General features: G+C 62.2%; 16 protein-coding genes. 3 read left to right on the top strand and 13 right to left on the bottom strand.

Annotated elements, in window-relative coordinates:
- Positions 1 to 189: 189 nt before the first annotated feature.
- Entirely contained in the window at positions 190 to 354 is a 165-nt protein-coding gene (gene arfA, locus C8K58_RS21275; RefSeq protein ID WP_003176285.1) for an alternative ribosome rescue factor ArfA, read from the top strand.
- Positions 355 to 415: 61 nt separating this feature from the next.
- Positions 416 to 1,741, top strand: coding sequence for a lytic murein transglycosylase (locus C8K58_RS21270; RefSeq protein WP_027605243.1), 1,326 nt, complete (start codon positions 416 to 418; stop codon positions 1,739 to 1,741).
- A gap of 68 nt (positions 1,742 to 1,809) precedes the next feature.
- Here the strand turns inward: C8K58_RS21270 and C8K58_RS21265 are convergent, their stop codons facing one another.
- The 13 genes from C8K58_RS21265 to C8K58_RS21205 all read right to left on the bottom strand — a co-directional run bounded on the left by C8K58_RS21265 (position 1,810) and on the right by C8K58_RS21205 (position 14,280).
- The gene (locus C8K58_RS21265; protein WP_108574251.1) at positions 1,810 to 2,730 is read right to left on the bottom strand and encodes an LD-carboxypeptidase; all 921 of its coding nucleotides are present in this window, start codon (positions 2,728 to 2,730) and stop codon (positions 1,810 to 1,812) included.
- 155 nt (positions 2,731 to 2,885) lie between these two features.
- Positions 2,886 to 3,887 carry a lipoyl synthase gene (gene lipA, locus C8K58_RS21260; RefSeq protein WP_057444888.1) on the bottom strand — a complete coding sequence of 334 codons (1,002 nt, stop codon included), beginning with the start codon at positions 3,885 to 3,887 and terminating at the stop codon, positions 2,886 to 2,888.
- Between the two features lie 26 nt (positions 3,888 to 3,913).
- A complete protein-coding gene (gene lipB / locus C8K58_RS21255; RefSeq protein ID WP_027605241.1) occupies positions 3,914 to 4,561 on the bottom strand; it encodes a lipoyl(octanoyl) transferase LipB in 648 nt (215 codons plus the stop codon).
- Entirely contained in the window at positions 4,561 to 4,836 is a 276-nt protein-coding gene (locus C8K58_RS21250) for a DUF493 domain-containing protein (RefSeq protein WP_027605240.1), read from the bottom strand. Before C8K58_RS21250 ends, lipB begins: the two co-directional genes overlap by 1 nt.
- An 84-nt stretch (positions 4,837 to 4,920) precedes the next feature.
- Positions 4,921 to 6,078 (bottom strand): D-alanyl-D-alanine carboxypeptidase family protein, encoded by a 1,158-nt coding sequence (locus C8K58_RS21245; protein ID WP_027605239.1) that lies wholly within the window; start codon positions 6,076 to 6,078, stop codon positions 4,921 to 4,923.
- Positions 6,079 to 6,254: 176 nt separating this feature from the next.
- On the bottom strand, positions 6,255 to 7,253 hold the full coding sequence (locus C8K58_RS21240; RefSeq protein WP_027605238.1) for a septal ring lytic transglycosylase RlpA family protein: 999 nt from the start codon (positions 7,251 to 7,253) through the stop codon (positions 6,255 to 6,257).
- Positions 7,253 to 8,263 (bottom strand): lytic murein transglycosylase B, encoded by a 1,011-nt coding sequence (gene mltB, locus C8K58_RS21235; protein ID WP_027605237.1) that lies wholly within the window; start codon positions 8,261 to 8,263, stop codon positions 7,253 to 7,255. The genes C8K58_RS21240 and mltB overlap by 1 nt, the downstream gene beginning before the upstream one ends.
- Before the next feature lie 17 nt (positions 8,264 to 8,280).
- Positions 8,281 to 9,384 carry a rod shape-determining protein RodA gene (rodA, locus tag C8K58_RS21230; RefSeq protein ID WP_051429342.1) on the bottom strand — a complete coding sequence of 368 codons (1,104 nt, stop codon included), beginning with the start codon at positions 9,382 to 9,384 and terminating at the stop codon, positions 8,281 to 8,283.
- Positions 9,385 to 9,415: 31 nt separating this feature from the next.
- The gene (gene mrdA, locus C8K58_RS21225) at positions 9,416 to 11,314 is read right to left on the bottom strand and encodes a penicillin-binding protein 2 (RefSeq protein WP_027605235.1); all 1,899 of its coding nucleotides are present in this window, start codon (positions 11,312 to 11,314) and stop codon (positions 9,416 to 9,418) included.
- Positions 11,315 to 11,329: 15 nt separating this feature from the next.
- Positions 11,330 to 11,797, bottom strand: coding sequence for a 23S rRNA (pseudouridine(1915)-N(3))-methyltransferase RlmH (gene rlmH, locus C8K58_RS21220; RefSeq protein WP_003176297.1), 468 nt, complete (start codon positions 11,795 to 11,797; stop codon positions 11,330 to 11,332).
- Between the two features lie 9 nt (positions 11,798 to 11,806).
- Positions 11,807 to 12,301, bottom strand: coding sequence for a ribosome silencing factor (rsfS, locus tag C8K58_RS21215; RefSeq protein WP_003176298.1), 495 nt, complete (start codon positions 12,299 to 12,301; stop codon positions 11,807 to 11,809).
- 69 nt (positions 12,302 to 12,370) lie between these two features.
- Positions 12,371 to 13,015 carry a nicotinate-nucleotide adenylyltransferase gene (gene nadD, locus C8K58_RS21210; protein WP_027605234.1) on the bottom strand — a complete coding sequence of 215 codons (645 nt, stop codon included), beginning with the start codon at positions 13,013 to 13,015 and terminating at the stop codon, positions 12,371 to 12,373.
- Positions 13,015 to 14,280: a glutamate-5-semialdehyde dehydrogenase gene (locus tag C8K58_RS21205; RefSeq protein WP_108574250.1), complete on the bottom strand. Its 1,266-nt coding sequence runs from the start codon at positions 14,278 to 14,280 to the stop codon at positions 13,015 to 13,017. Before C8K58_RS21205 ends, nadD begins: the two co-directional genes overlap by 1 nt.
- A gap of 175 nt (positions 14,281 to 14,455) precedes the next feature.
- On the opposite strand from C8K58_RS21205, the gene C8K58_RS21200 reads away from it, so the two are divergent.
- The gene (locus tag C8K58_RS21200) at positions 14,456 to 15,139 is read left to right on the top strand and encodes a DNA-3-methyladenine glycosylase (RefSeq protein ID WP_027605232.1); all 684 of its coding nucleotides are present in this window, start codon (positions 14,456 to 14,458) and stop codon (positions 15,137 to 15,139) included.
- Positions 15,140 to 15,155: the final 16 nt, after the last annotated feature.

The following is a 15,155-nucleotide window of genomic DNA, read 5'->3' as shown; positions in this document are numbered from 1 at the left end:
CAAAACCAATGTGGGAGGGGGCTTGCCCCGATAGCGGCGTGTCAGCCACTGCATTGTTGGCTGAGCCACAGCTATCGGGAGCAAGCCCCCTCCCACATTTTTGACTGGGTTTACAATTCATGGGCTTTACAGCGACCTGACTTCGGCAGATTATTTGCGCCGCACCTCTCCCTATCAAGAGCATCGACCATGAGCAAAAAGCCATCCAAGCATGGCCCCAACAAGGCCAAATCCATCATCGCTCAGCCACTGTTCCGCAGCCGTCAGGAACGCGCCGGCAAGGGCAAAGGCAGCTACCGCCGCGAAGCCTTCCAGTCTAATAGCTGGGAGGCTTCTTACTTTCTGGCTGCCTGAAGGCAAGCGCCCCTCTGGCATGATAAGGTCTGTGCCTGATTTGTAATTCCTGGACCTGTGCATGCCCTCTTGTCTTTCCCGTCGTTGGCACCTTCGCCAATTGATCGCTGCCTCCAGCCTCATTCTGCTTGTCGCCTGCGCGGAAAAACCCACCGCCGCCGATGCCCAACCCTTGCCGAAGCTCCAGACCGCCCCCGTAGTGGCCCCTGCCGTCGTGGCCCCGCTGGCCGTGGACAATCTCGACATCCAACCGACCCAGACCTTTGCTGAATGGCAGGCCGGTTTTCGCGCGCAAGCCCTGCAAGCCGGCATCACGGCCGACGTTTTCGACACCGCATTCGCCAATGTCACCCCCGATATGGCGGTGATCCGCGCCGACCGCAGCCAGCCGGAGTTTTCCCGCCCTGTGTGGGAATACCTCGACGGCGCCCTGTCGCCTGTGCGCGTACGCAATGGCCAGGCGCTGCTGATCAAGTACGCTGACATCCTGCAAAGCATCGAGCAGCGTTATGGCGTCGACCGCCAGGCGCTGGTCTCGGTATGGGGCATGGAGAGTAACTTCGGCCAGTTCCAGGGCAATAATTCGGTGATCCGCTCCCTGGCGACCCTGGCCTATGAAGGCCGCCGCCCGGCCTTTGCCCAGGCGCAATTACTGGCGGCATTGCAGATCATCCAGCACGGCGACATCGCCGCCGACCAGATGAAGGGCTCCTGGGCCGGGGCCATGGGCCAGACCCAGTTCATTCCGACCACTTACAACACCCACGCGGTGGACTTCGATGGCGACGGTCGCCGCGACATCTGGAACAGCCCGGCCGACGCCCTCGCATCGACCGCGCACTACCTGCAAAGCTCCGGCTGGCAGAAAGGCCAGCCGTGGGGCTTTGAAGTCAAGCAATTGCCGGCGAACTTCGACTATGCCCTGGCTGACGGCGGCGTGCGCAAGAGCATTGCCGAGTGGATGAAACTGGGCATTCAACTGCCACCGGGCGCGAGCATGCCGCCGAATGTCGACCAACTGTCCGCCGCCCTGCTGCTGCCGGCAGGCTACCGTGGCCCGGCGTTCCTGGTGCTGGATAACTTCCGCGCGATCCTCAAGTACAACAACTCGTCGTCCTACGCACTGGCGGTGGGCCTGTTGTCGGAGCGCTTTGGCGGCGGCGGTGTGATCCGTGGTGACTGGCCCAAGGATGAGCTGCCGCTGAGTCGCTCCCAGCGCATTGATCTGCAGACGGCGTTGAGCGCCAACGGTTATGACGCGGGCAACCCGGATGGGATTATCGGCGCCAATACGCGCAAGGCGATTCGGGCCGCACAGCAGGCGCTGGGCTGGCCGGCGGATGGGTATCCGACGGTGAAGTTGCTGGAGTCGCTGCAAAACCGATAGATCCGCCTATGGCGACTGCCGCAATCGGGGGCAAGCCCCCGATTGCGGTGTAGCAAACGCCAGCAGATTCAGGACCTGAAGACTACATCCTGCTCCAACACCACACGCTGCTCCCCCGCATCCAGCCGTACCAAGGCGCCCATGGGCAGCGTCAGGTTCGGATCGCAATGCCCGCTGCGCCAGCCGGCCAGCACCGGTATGCGCAATGGCTCGAACGTCTGCGTCAGCAAGCGCTCCAGCGCCACGTTATCCACACCCGCCACATCCCCGACCAGTACACCCGCGACCTGGGCCAACTTGCCTGCCAGACGCAGATGGGTCAACAGGCGGTCGATGCGGTAGATCGGTTCGTTGACGTCTTCGATAAACAGGATGATGCCTTCAGCGTCGATTTCGTAAGGCGTGCCCATGACCGACGCAATCATCGACAGGTTACCCCCCAGCAAGCGCCCACGGGCAATGCCAGGCTCGATCGTGGTCAGCGGGTACGCCACCGGGTGCGCAAGCACGCTGCCGGCGCCCAACTGGCCGCGCAGAAGGCTGAACAATGAAGACTCGGTAGGTTGTTGCTTGCCGCCGAGCAGGTCGGCATTGAGCATCGGGCCGTGGAAGGTCACGAAACCGGCGTAACGGTTGATTGCCAGGTGCAGGGCGGTGATGTCGCTATAGCCGACGAACGGCTTGGGATTGGCGCGCAGCAGGTCGAAATCCAGCGCGTCGAGCAGCCGTGGCGTGCCGTAACCACCGCGCAGACAGAAGATAGCGTCGATGTGCGGATCGGCAAAAGCCGCGTGCAGGTCACGCAGGCGCACGGCATCGCTGCCGGCGAGGTAGCCGTCGCGTTCATAGACACCGGGGAAAATTCGCAGATCGTAGCCGCGCGTGCGCATCCATTGGCCGGCCTTTTCAACGTCCAGCACGGCGGGGCCGGCGGGGGCGATCAGGGCGATGGTGCCTTCAGAGCGAAGGGCTGGAACGGCGGCGGTCATCTGAGAATCTCCCTCTCTAACGCTGAAACCAATGTGGGAGGGGGCTTGCCCCCGATAGCGGTGGATCAGCCAGCACATGTAGCGACTGACATACCGCAATCGGGGGCAAGCCCCCTCCCACATAAGCCCACTCCCACACCGGCTCTGAACCCCGATCAGGAAACCAGGCTAGCCTTGACCAGCTTGGCCTGTTCGTCGGCGTGGTACGAAGAGCGTACCAGCGGGCCCGAGGCGACGTTCTTGAAGCCCATCTTGTAGCCTTCCTCGGCGAACCAGGCGAAGGTGTCCGGGTGCACGAAACGCTGCACCGGCAAGTGGCTGCGCGACGGTTGCAGGTATTGGCCCAGGGTCAGCATGTCGATGTCGTGTTCGCGCATGCGCTTCATGACTTCGATCACTTCTTCATCGGTCTCGCCCAGGCCGAGCATCAAGCCGGATTTGGTCGGGATGTGCGGCATCATCTGCTTGAATTTCTGCAGCAGGGTCAGCGACCACTGGTAGTCCGAACCTGGACGCGCAGCCTTGTACAGGCGAGGCACGGTTTCCAGGTTGTGGTTGAACACATCCGGCGGCTCGGCAGCGGTGATTTCCAGCGCGACGTCCATGCGGCCACGGTAGTCAGGCACCAGGGTCTCGAGCATCACGTTCGGCGACAGCTTGCGGATTTCGCGGATGCAGTCGGCAAAGTGCTGGGCACCGCCGTCGCGCAGGTCATCACGGTCAACCGAGGTGATCACAACGTATTTGAGTTTCAGGTCGGCAATGGCGATGGCCAGGCTTTCCGGTTCGTTGACGTCCAGTGGCTTCGGCCGGCCATGGCCGACGTCGCAGAACGGGCAACGACGGGTGCAGATGTCACCCATGATCATGAAGGTGGCGGTGCCGCCGGAGAAGCATTCGCCCAGGTTCGGGCAGGACGCCTCTTCGCACACGCTGTGCAGCTTGTGCTTGCGCAGCAGGGCCTTGATACGGTCGACTTCCGGCGAAACCGGGATGCGCACGCGGATCCAGTCGGGCTTCTTCGGCAACTCGGTGGTCGGGATGATCTTGACCGGGATGCGTGCAACCTTCTCGGCGCCGCGCAGCTTGACGCCGGCTTCCACCTTGGCACGCGGGGCCGGGGCCGGACGCTCGGTGATGTCCAGCGTCGGGATCATGGTTTGCACTGCATCAGTAGTCATAATCAGTCGATTCCGCCCGTGAGGGTCGTCTGCTCAGCATAGTCGAGGTGTTTGACGAGCTGCGCACGCAGCCGGGCACTTACCTCGGCAAATTTAATCGGTGTGGCGTGGTCGCTCAGTTGGGTCATCGCCAGCCCGGCATAACCGCACGGGTTGATGCGCCGGAACGGTGCCAGGTCCATGTCCACGTTCAGGGCCAGGCCATGAAAGGAACAACCGTGGCGAATGCGCAAACCGAGGGAGGCGATTTTCGCGCCGTCCACATACACACCGGGTGCATCGGGCTTGGCCGCGGCGCTCACGCCATAACTGGCCAACAGCTCGATCAGGCAAGCCTCCATACGGCTCACCAGGTCGCGCACGCCAAAACCCAGCTTGCGCACGTCCAGCAGCAGGTACGCCACCAGTTGACCGGGCCCATGGTAAGTCACTTGGCCACCTCGGTCGACCTGCACCACCGGAATATCCCCCGGCAGCAGCAGATGTTCGGCCTTGCCGGCCTGGCCCTGGGTGAACACCGGTGGATGTTCCACCAACCAGATTTCGTCGGGCGCCGAAGTACCGCGTTCATTCGTGAACCGCTGCATGGCGTGCCAGACGGGCTCGTAGTCCATCCGGCCGAGCTCGCGAAAGCCCAGGACCTGTGACATCACAGCACCATGTGCACGAAGCCGGTGGCCCGCAGTTCGCTATTGATGTCGTAGAGCTGGTCTTGACCGGTCGCAACGATGTGCAACTGGATCGTGGTGTACTTACCGTTGGTGCTCGAACGCTCGTCCACCCGGTTGTCATTGATCGTCGCGTGTTTACGCACGATATCCAGGATTCTGTCTTTGTTGCCTACACCGGTATCGCTGATCACCTTGACGGGATAATCCGTCACCGGGAATTCGATCTTTGGCGCCTTTACTTCTTTATCGGTCATGGCAGAACGGCCTCGTAAGCGGTAAGCCGTGGCGACGGCAAAGCCCCGCGTCGGATCAACGCGGGGCTTTGCAGGTGCACACAATCAGTTGAACAAGCCGTAGAAGAATAGACGGATGCTATCCCACACGCGGCGGAAGATACCACCTTCGTCGACGGCGTCCAGCGCGATCAGGTCGGCGCTGTGCACCACCTTGTCGTCCAGCTTGACTTCGACTTTACCGATCACGTCGCCCTTGGCGATTGGCGCAACCAATTGCGGGTTCATGGTCATGCTGGCAGCGAGCTTTTTCAGCTGGCCTTTAGGCATGGTCAGGGTCAGGTCTTCAGCCAGGCCGGCCTTGACCTGTGAGGTCGCGCCTTTCCATACCGGCGCGGTCGCCAGTTCAGCACCCTTCTGGTAGAAGGTCTGGGTTTCGAAGAAGCGGAAACCGTAGGTCAGCAATTTTTGCGTCTCGGCCGCACGGGCCTGCTCGCTGTTGGTGCCGAAGACCACCGCGATCAGGCGCTGGCCATCACGTACCGCGGACGACACCATGCAGTAGCCGGCTTCGTCGGTGTGGCCGGTTTTCAAGCCATCGACGGTCTTGTCGCGCCACAGCAACAGGTTGCGGTTAGGCTGCTTGATGTTGTTCCAGAAGAATTCCTTCTGGGAGTAGATCGCGTAGTGCACCGGGTCGACACGAATGATCGCGCGCGCCAGGATCGCCATGTCGTGAGCCGACGAGTAGTGCTCAGGGTTTGGCAGGCCGGTCGGGTTCATGAAGTGGCTGTTGGTCATGCCCAGGTCGGCCACGGTTTTGTTCATCATGTCGGCGAATGCGTCTTCGCTGCCGGCGATGTGCTCGGCCAGGGCGACGCTGGCGTCGTTACCGGACTGGATGATGATGCCGTGCAGCAGGTCGCTCACAGTGACTTGCGAGCCGACCTTGATGAACATCCGCGAACCGCCGGTACGCCAGGCGTTTTCGCTGACGGTCACCGGGTCGTTTTCGCCGATCTGGCCGCGACGGATTTCCAGGGTCGCGATGTAGGCGGTCATCAGCTTGGTCAGGCTGGCCGGTGGCAGGCGCTGGTCACCGTTGCTCTCGACCAGCACGTTGCCACTGGCGGCATCCATGAGGACCCAGGACTTGGCGGCCAGTTGCGGTGAAGCCGGTACCATTTCAACCGCCCAGGCGGCCGGGGTGATGATCAGCGAAAGAAGCAGGCACGTGCGTTTGGCTAAGGTGGTGATGTTCATCCGTCTCTCGAAATTGCTTATGGAAACTTGCCCTCGCGGGCAAAACTTATTCAGACAGCCCGCTACCAGACTGTCACGTGTTCGGTTGCCCGCTCACCCCTTGCCCCTGGGTTTTATTGTTCAACGAGCCAACAACCAGGGTCCAGGCCCGCATGCGAGCCTCAACCATCAATTTATTATTCGGCAGTGACCACGCTGGGTTGCCCCAGGTTGGCCAGGCGCACGCTGTTCTGCACTTGCGCAACCTCGCTCGGCGAACCGATCGGGCCCATGCGCACACGGTGCAACGTTTGCTGGTTACGCACGATGGAGCTGATGAATACCGGCGCGCTGACCATGCTGCTGAGCTTGGACCTTAACAGTTCTGCCGCATCCGGGTTGGCGAAAGCACCTACTTGCAGGTATTGCCCGCCCGCGACCGCGGCGCCCGGTGCCGCATGGGGCACGACCACGGTATCCGGTGCGTGCTGCTGCGGTGGCGGTGTCCATTGTTCGATCTTGCCGGTAGATGCCGTCACTTGCGGCTGCGCACTCTGCGGCTCGTTGAGCATCAACGGCGCGGGCTTGCCACGCTGGGCCCAGTACTGCGCCGGATCGATGCCTTCGACCTTGACCCGCGCGGTACCGGTTTCGGCATAGCCGAGTTTTTTTGCGGCGGCGTAGGACAAGTCGATAATGCGATCCGAATAGAACGGCCCACGGTCGTTGACCCGCAGGATCACCGTGCGGTTGTTGTCCAGGTTGGTCACGCGGACATAGCTGGGCAGCGGCAGGGTCTTGTGGGCCGCGCTCATGCCGTACAGGTCATAGACTTCGCCGTTGGCGGTGTTCTGGCCGTGGAACTTGGTGCCATACCAGGACGCCGTGCCCGATTGCACGTAGGTCTTGGAGTCCTGCAGCGGGAAGTAGGACTTGCCCAGCACCGTATAGGGGTTGGCCTTGTACGGGCCGGTGTGCAGGGTCGGCGTGGCGTCCGGGATCTTCGACACGTCGACATCCCACCACGGCGCGCCATCTTTGTGCGCGCGGTTGATGTCCAGCCCTGGCTGGGAACGCACCGCAGTGCCGCCGGACTTCGGTACCGGGCCACGGCTGGTGGAACAACTGACGACGAGCAGGGACAACGCGGCGAACGCCACCAGCTTGAGCGGTTGATTGAACGGCGATGCCCGCATTACTTGTTGCCCCGTGCTTGGACCAGCATGTCTGACAGCTGATGCACGGCCATGGCGTACATCACACTGCGGTTATAACGCGTGATTGCGTAAAAATTCTTCAGGCCCATCCAGTATTCAGGGCCGTTTTCACCTTCGAGGCGGAATGCCGTCACCGGCATATCGTCGCGTGGCGCATTCTGACTCGACCAGCCCAGCGCCCGCAACTCCCCGACGGTCTTGGCCGGCTCGATACCCTGGGTCAGGCCTTCATCGGCACGCTCCCCGCTGACATCGGCGCGGATCACCACCGGCTCGCCACCGACCCAGCCGTGGCGCTTGAAGTAGCTGGCCACACTGCCGATGGCATCGTCCGGGTTGCTCCAGATATTGATGTGCCCGTCGCCGTCGAAATCCACCGCGTAGGCGCGAAAACTGCTCGGCATGAACTGCGGCAAGCCCATCGCCCCGGCGTAGGAGCCCTTGAGGGTCAGCGGGTCGACCTGCTCTTCACGGGCCAACAGCAGGAACTCACGCAGTTCCTTGCGGAAGAAGTCGGCGCGCGGCGGGTAATCGAAGCCCAGGGTCGACAAAGCGTCGATTACCCGGTAACTGCCGGTATTGCGCCCGTAGAAGGTTTCAATGCCAATGATCGCAACGATGACCTGGGCCGGCACGCCGTATTCCTGCTCGGCCCGGGCCAAAACGGCCTCGTGCTGGCGCCAGAAGTCCACCCCCCGGGCCACCCGGGCGTCGGTGAGGAACATCGGACGGTATTCCTTCCACTGCTTCACGCGCTCGGCGGGGCGAGAAATCGCGTCGAGGATCGCCTGCTTGCGCTGGGCTTCGCGGAACACGCCCATCAGCTGTTCACCGGCGAAGCCGTAGTCGCGGGTCATTTCACCGACGAATTCGGCGACCTGGGGTGAGCCATCGTAGTCACCGGCCTGCGCCTCGTGCGTTGCCCCCAGCAGCCCGATCAGGCCCATCCAGGACGCATGCCGAGTCGCCCAGCCGCGCATTACTTGCATTGACATCTTCACCTTATTCAAACCTGTGCGATCCACTTGCGATGCGTATGAATCGACATCAAAACCCCAAACGCTGACAGCAATGTCACCAGCGAAGTTCCGCCGTAGCTAATGAACGGCAACGGCACCCCAACCACCGGCAGCAGGCCACTGACCATACCGATGTTGACGAAAACGTAAACAAAAAAAGTCATGGTCAGGCTGCCGGCGAGCAATTTGCCGAACAGCGTCTGCGCCTGTGCGGTAATCACCAGGCCACGACCAATCAATAGCAAATAGATCAGCAACAGCGCGCAAATGCCCACCAGGCCGAACTCTTCGCCCATCACCGCAATAATGAAGTCGGTATGGCTCTCGGGCAGAAAGTCCAAATGCGACTGGGTGCCGAGCAGCCAGCCCTTGCCAAATACACCGCCGGAACCGATGGCCGCCTTCGACTGGATAATGTTCCAGCCGGTGCCGAGCGGGTCGCTTTCGGGATCGAGGAACGTCAGGATCCGCTGCTTCTGGTAGTCGTGCATAAAGAAGAACCACATGGCCACGGCCACCGGCACTGCCGCCGCCAGCACGCTGAGGATCCAGCGCCAGCGCAGCCCGCCCATGAACAGCACGAACGCACCGCCGGCCAGGATCAGCAGCGAGGTGCCGAGGTCCGGCTGGCGCACGATCAGCACAAAGGGGATGCCGATCAGGATCAGGCTGATCCCCACATGCTTGAGCTGCGGCGGCAAGGTGCGCTTGGACAGGTACCAGGCGATCGTCGCCGGCATCAGGATCTTCATGAATTCCGACGGTTGGAAGCGAATCACCCCCGGAATATTGATCCAGCGGGTCGCGCCCATGGCGTTGTGGCCCATGACGTCCACCACCACCAGCAGCAACACCCCGGCCACATAGCCAAGCGGCACCCAGCGCGCCATGAAACGCGGCTCCAGCTGGGCGATCACCACCATGGACAGCAGGCCCAGGCCAAACGACGAAGCCTGCTTGATCAGCAAGTCCCAGTTCTTGCCGCTGGCCGAATACAGCACGAACAGGCTGCCGGCCGCCAGGGTCAGCAGCAGGATCAGCAACGGGCCATCAATGTGCATGCGCTGCAACAAAGTCGCGCGGCGACGCATCACATCCTCGCTGGAGAGGATGCGGTCAAAATTACTCTTCACTGGCCGTAACCTCTGGGGTTGAAGGGGGGCCGCCATATTCGGGCTTGAGCCTGCCGTCGTCGGCCAGCAACCAGGCGTCCATCACCTGGCGTACTACAGGCGCCGCCACACCGGAGCCGGACTCGCCGTTCTCGACCATCACCGCCACCACGATTTTCGGGTCGTCGGCCGGGGCAAAGCCCACAAACAAGGCGTGGTCGCGGTGGCGTTCCTGGACCTTGGAACGGTCGTATTTCTCGCCCTGCTTGATCGCCACCACCTGGGCGGTACCACTCTTGCCGGCGATACGGTATTGCGCACCGATCGCCGCCTTGCGCGCGGTCCCGCGTGCACCGTGCATCACCTGTTGCATGCCGTGGTTGACCTTGGTCCAGTCGGACGGATCGCGCAGTACGATGTCGGGGATCGGGTTTTCATCCACAGGCTTTTCGCCTTCGATGGTCCGGGCCAGGTGCGGGCGGTTCCAGATGCCTTTGTTGGCCACCAGCGCCGTGGCCTGGGCCAGTTGCAAAGGCGTGGCCTGCATATAGCCCTGGCCGATGCCGAGGATCAGGGTTTCGCCCGGGAACCATGCCTGGCGGCGGGTCGCACGCTTCCACTCCCGCGATGGCATCAGGCCAGGGGATTCTTCGAACATATCCAGGGAGACTTTCTGACCGAGGCCGAACTTGCCCATGTAGGCGGACAAGCGGTCGATCCCCAGCTTGTGGGCCAGGTCGTAAAAATAGGTGTCGTTGGAACGCATGATCGCGGTATCCAGGTCGACATAGCCGTCACCGGTACGGTTCCAGTTGCGGTATTTGTGGTCGTAGTTGGGCAGCATGTAGTAGCCCGGGTCGAATACCCGGCTGGAAGCCGTGACCACACCCGCATCCAGGCCGGCAATCGCCACCGCCGGCTTGATCGTCGAACCCGGCGGGTACAGGCCGCGCAACACACGGTTGAACAGCGGCCGGTCGATGGAGTCGCGCAACTCGGCGTAGGCCTTGAAGCTGATCCCGGTCACGAACAGGTTGGGGTCGAAGCTCGGCTGGCTGACCATGGCCAGCACTTCGCCGGTCTTCGGGTCCAACGCCACCACTGCACCACGCCGGCCGCCCAGGGCCATCTCGGCCGCTTCCTGCAGCTTGATGTCCAGGCTCAGCACAATGTCCTTGCCCGGCACCGGGTCGGTACGCTTGAGCACCCGCAGCACACGGCCGCGAGCGTTGGTCTCGACTTCTTCGTAACCCACCTGGCCGTGCAGTTCGGGCTCGTAGAAACGCTCGATGCCGGTCTTGCCGATATGGTGGGTGCCGCTGTAATTGACGGGATCGAGGCTTTTCAGCTCTTTCTCGTTGATTCGCCCCATATAGCCGACGGAGTGGGCAAAGTGCGGCCCTTGGGGATAGTGGCGTACCAGCTGCGCCACCACTTCCACACCCGGCAGGCGGAACTGGTTCACCGCGATCCGCGCAATCTGCTCTTCGGTCAGCTCGAACAGGATCGGCACCGGTTCGAAAGGCCGACGCCCCTGCTTCATGCGTTTCTCGAAGATCACCCGGTCTTCCGGGGTCAACTGCAGCACCTCGACGATGACATCGAGGACCTGCTGCCAATCGCCGGAACGCTCACGGGTCATGCTCAGGCTGAAGCTGGGCCGGTTATCCGCCACCACCACGCCATTACGGTCGAAGATCAGCCCACGGGTCGGCGGAATCGGCTGCACATGCACGCGGTTGTTTTCCGACAGCGTGGAGTGGTAGTCGTACTGGATCACCTGCAGGAAATACAGGCGCGCAATCAGCACCCCGATCAGCGCCACCACCATGATCGCGCCAAACACCACCCGCGCGCGTACCAGACGTGCGTCTTTCTCGTGGTCCTTGATGCGGATCGGCTGGGTCATCGGGAGAGGCGCAGATTATTTGTGATAAGGGTGCCCGGACAGAACTGTCCAGGCGCGATACAGCTGTTCACCGATCAGGATCCTTACCAACGGGTGCGGCAGCGTCAGCGCCGACAGCGACCAGCGCTGGTCCGCCCGCGCGCAGACTTCCGGCGCCAGCCCTTCGGGGCCGCCGACCATGAAGTTGACGGTGCGCGAGTCCAGGCGCCAGCGATCCAGTTCCACCGCCAGTTGCTCGGTGCTCCAGGGTTTGCCGTGCACTTCGAGGGTGACGATGCGCTCGTTGGGGCCGACCTTGGCCAGCATGGCTTCGCCTTCCTGACGGATGAAGCGCGCCACGTCGGCATTCTTGCCCCGGGTGTTGAGCGGTATCTCCACCAGTTCCAGCGACAGCTCGGCGGGCAGACGCTTGGCATACTCGTGCCAGCCTTCTTCCACCCACTTGGGCATGCGTGAACCGACAGCAATCAGACGCAGGCGCACAGCCGTTCCTTATTCCTGGTCTTTGTTGAGCTTGTCGAAGTGCGCGTGGCCCACTTCCGGGCTGTGGTGCTTGCCATCGGCGGCACGGCTCTGCTCGGCGCCTTTCCACAGACGCTCCAGGTCGTAGAACTGACGGGCATTGCTGGTCATCATGTGAACGATCACGTCGTCCATGTCCAGCAGCACCCAGTCGCTGTCGCCCTTGCCTTCTTCACCCAGTGGCTTCACGCCTTGGGCTTTGACGGCTTCGCGAACCTTGTCCAGCATCGCGCCGATCTGGCGGTTGGAGGTACCGGTGGCGATGATCATGAAGTCGGTGATGCTCTGCTTGTCGCGTACGTCCAGGACCTGGATGTCCTGGGCCTTCACGTCTTCCAGGGCGGCAACGGCGACTTTCACCAGCTCTTCGCCAGCCAGTTCCGGGCCAACGTGGGCTTCAACCGGCAGCGGGGCGCTTTTGAACGTGCCTTTGCGTTTTACTTTGCTTACGTCTTTGTTCGTCATAAAAAACTCGTTTTGCTCATATGTTCGGGCGCTCGCTGCACGAGTGTTCGTGCGTTCAAGCGCGCCTTTTCAGTTCGACGCACGGTAAAGCCCGTGCGCATCGATGTAGGCCAGGACCGCGTCAGGCACCAGGAAACGTACCGACTTCCCGCTGGCCAGCAGTTGACGGATCTGGGTGGCAGACACCGCAAGCGGGGTCTGCCAGACGAATGCAATATTCCCGTTCGGCCCGGTCAGGGCCAAGGGGTCACTTACCGACCGCGCGGCCAGCAGGTTGCGCAAGGCATCCGGCGGTTCGCTGTCGGCATCCGGGCGTTGCAAAACCAGGATGTGGCAGTGCTGGAGGAGTTCCTCCCAGCGATGCCAAGAGGGCAGGCCGCAAAATGCGTCCCAGCCCAAAAGCAGAAACAACTGGTCATCCGCGGCCAACTCAACGCGCATCAGCTCCAGGGTGTCGACAGTGTAGGACGGTTTATCGCGCTTGAGCTCACGATCATCCACCACCAGCGGCGGTATGCCTTCTACGGCCAGGCGCACCATTTCCAGGCGCTGCTGCGGCGACACCTGCGGGGTGTCGCGATGGGGCGGCCGGAAGTTAGGGATCAGGCGCAGCTCATCCAGCGCCAAGGCATCCGCGACTTCCAGGGCACTGCGCAAATGGCCGATGTGCACGGGGTCGAAGGTACCGCCGAGCAGCCCGATGCGTTTAGCCATCAAGTGCGCACATGACCGTCGCCGAACACCACGTACTTCTCGCTGGTCAAGCCTTCCAGGCCAACCGGGCCACGTGCGTGGAGCTTGTCGGTGGAGATGCCGATCTCCGCCCCCAGGCCGTACTCGAAGCCGTCGGCAAAGCGCGTCGAGGCGTTGATCATCACCGAAGCGGAATCCACTTCGGTGAGGAAACGCCGGGCATCGCTGAAATGCTCGGAGACAATGGCGTCGGTGTGCTTGGAGCCGTACGTGTTGATGTGTTCGATGGCCTGGTCCAGGTCGTCGACGATGCGGATCGACAGGATCGGCGCCGTGTACTCGGTGTACCAGTCCTGCTCGGTGGCTTCGATCACGTCCGCGCCCAACAGCGCACGGGTGCGTTCGCAACCGCGCAGCTCCACGCCCTTGTCACGGTAGATGGCAGCCAGCGGCGGCAGCACGCGCTCGGCAATGCCGACGTGCACCAGCAGGGTTTCCATGGTGTTGCACGGCGCGTAGCGGTGGGTCTTGGCGTTGTCGGCGATGCGGATCGCCTTGTCGATGTCGGCGGCGATGTCGATATACACGTGGCAGACGCCGTCCAGGTGCTTGATCAATGGCACCTTGGCATCGCGGCTGACGCGCTCGATCAGGCTCTTGCCACCGCGCGGCACGATCACGTCGACGAATTCCGGCATGGTGATCAGCGCGCCGACAGCGGCACGGTCGGTGGTTTCCACCACTTGCACCACTTCGGCCGGCAACTCCGCCACGGCCAGGCCCTGCTGGATGCAGGCGGCGATGGCGCGGTTGGAATTGATCGCCTCGGACCCGCCACGCAGGATGGTGGCATTGCCCGACTTGAGGCACAGGCTCGCGGCGTCGATGGTCACGTTCGGGCGCGACTCATAGATGATGCCGATCACGCCCAGGGGCACGCGCATCTTGCCGACCTGGATGCCGGACGGCAGGTAACGCATATCGCGAATTTCACCGATGGGGTCAGGCAGCTTGGCCACCTGACGCAACCCTTCGATCATGTCGTCGATACGTGCCGGCGTCAGCGCCAGGCGGTCCAGCAGGGCGGGCTCGAGGCCATTGGCGCGGCCGTTGGCCAGGTCCAGTTCGTTGGCGGCAGTCAGCTCGGAGCGCGAAGCGTCCAGAGCATCGGCGGCGGCCAGCAGGGCACGGTTCTTCTGCGCAGTGCTCGCACGGGCGATCAACCGCGAGGCCTGACGGGCAGCGCGACCCAGGCGGGTCATGTAGTCAAGAACGGACTCAGTCATGGTCAGGGAGTCTTGGCAAAGAGGAAAGCGGCAGATTATAGCTGTGACGCCGCCCGACTGACAGCGGTGAGGGGCGGATGGTCGAAATGAACTGTAAAAACCTGGGGTTCAGCCGTAATTAAGGTGGGAGTTGTTATTATTCCGTCACATTTAGCCGTATTAACCCCAGGCCACCATGCCCAGTTCTTCGCCCCAACTCCCCGCCAGCGCCCTGCCCGACAGCTTCTTCGATCGTGACGCGCAAATACTCGCGCAAGATTTGCTTGGAAAAGTCATCCGCCATCGCGTCGGCGATAGCTGGCTTTCGGCGCGAATTATTGAAACCGAAGCCTATTACGTGGCCGAAAAAGGCAGCCACGCCTCACTCGGCTACACAGAAAAGCGTAAGGCTTTGTTTCTGGATGGCGGGCATATCTATATGTACTACGCCCGTGGCGGCGATTCGCTGAACTTCAGCGCGCAGGGGCCTGGCAATGCCGTGCTGATCAAATCGGCCTATCCCTGGGTCGATGAAACCTCCGGGCCCGCCAGCCTGGCGCAGATGCTGCTGAACAACCCGAATGCCGACGGCAGCCCGCGCGCGTCGCAAAAGCTGTGTGCCGGCCAGACGTTGCTGTGCAAGGCGCTGGGCCTGAAGGTGCCGATGTGGGATGCCAAGCGCTTTGATCAAGAATTGCTCTATGTGGAAGACGTCGGCCAGACACCGACACAGATCATCCAGACCACCCGCCTGGGCATCCCCAGCGGCCGTGACGAGCACTTGATGTACCGCTTCGTCGATGCCGGCTATGCGCCCTACTGCACGCGGAACCCGCTGCGCCGGGGCCAGGTCGAAGGCCGCGACTATTTCCTGATTTGAATCTGTGGCGATGGAG

Source organism: Pseudomonas sp. GV047 (assembly GCF_003058245.1).
GTDB classification, from domain to species: domain Bacteria; phylum Pseudomonadota; class Gammaproteobacteria; order Pseudomonadales; family Pseudomonadaceae; genus Aquipseudomonas; species Aquipseudomonas marginalis.
This window is presented reverse-complemented; position numbering and strand designations above follow the sequence as displayed.

Bases quoted from the DNA above. Each gene is read 5' to 3' on its own strand.
- C8K58_RS21270 (WP_027605243.1), top strand. From the start codon at position 416: ATGCCCTCTTGTCTTTCCCGTCGTTGGCACCTTCGCCAATTGATCGCT.
- lipB (WP_027605241.1), bottom strand. From the start codon at position 4,561: ATGTCACAGGTCCTGGGCTTTCGCGAGCTCGGCCGGATGGACTACGAG.
- mltB (WP_027605237.1), bottom strand. From the start codon at position 8,263: ATGCAAGTAATGCGCGGCTGGGCGACTCGGCATGCGTCCTGGATGGGC.
- C8K58_RS21240 (WP_027605238.1), bottom strand. From the start codon at position 7,253: ATGCGGGCATCGCCGTTCAATCAACCGCTCAAGCTGGTGGCGTTCGCC.
- arfA (WP_003176285.1), top strand. From the start codon at position 190: ATGAGCAAAAAGCCATCCAAGCATGGCCCCAACAAGGCCAAATCCATC.
- C8K58_RS21250 (WP_027605240.1), bottom strand. From the start codon at position 4,836: ATGACCGATAAAGAAGTAAAGGCGCCAAAGATCGAATTCCCGGTGACG.
- C8K58_RS21200 (WP_027605232.1), top strand. From the start codon at position 14,456: ATGCCCAGTTCTTCGCCCCAACTCCCCGCCAGCGCCCTGCCCGACAGC.
- C8K58_RS21265 (WP_108574251.1), bottom strand. From the start codon at position 2,730: ATGACCGCCGCCGTTCCAGCCCTTCGCTCTGAAGGCACCATCGCCCTG.
- lipA (WP_057444888.1), bottom strand. From the start codon at position 3,887: ATGATCCCGACGCTGGACATCACCGAGCGTCCGGCCCCGGCCCCGCGT.
- nadD (WP_027605234.1), bottom strand. From the start codon at position 13,015: ATGGCTAAACGCATCGGGCTGCTCGGCGGTACCTTCGACCCCGTGCAC.
- C8K58_RS21205 (WP_108574250.1), bottom strand. From the start codon at position 14,280: ATGACTGAGTCCGTTCTTGACTACATGACCCGCCTGGGTCGCGCTGCC.
- rsfS (WP_003176298.1), bottom strand. From the start codon at position 12,301: ATGACGAACAAAGACGTAAGCAAAGTAAAACGCAAAGGCACGTTCAAA.
- rodA (WP_051429342.1), bottom strand. From the start codon at position 9,384: ATGCGTCGCCGCGCGACTTTGTTGCAGCGCATGCACATTGATGGCCCG.
- C8K58_RS21245 (WP_027605239.1), bottom strand. From the start codon at position 6,078: ATGAACATCACCACCTTAGCCAAACGCACGTGCCTGCTTCTTTCGCTG.
- mrdA (WP_027605235.1), bottom strand. From the start codon at position 11,314: ATGACCCAGCCGATCCGCATCAAGGACCACGAGAAAGACGCACGTCTG.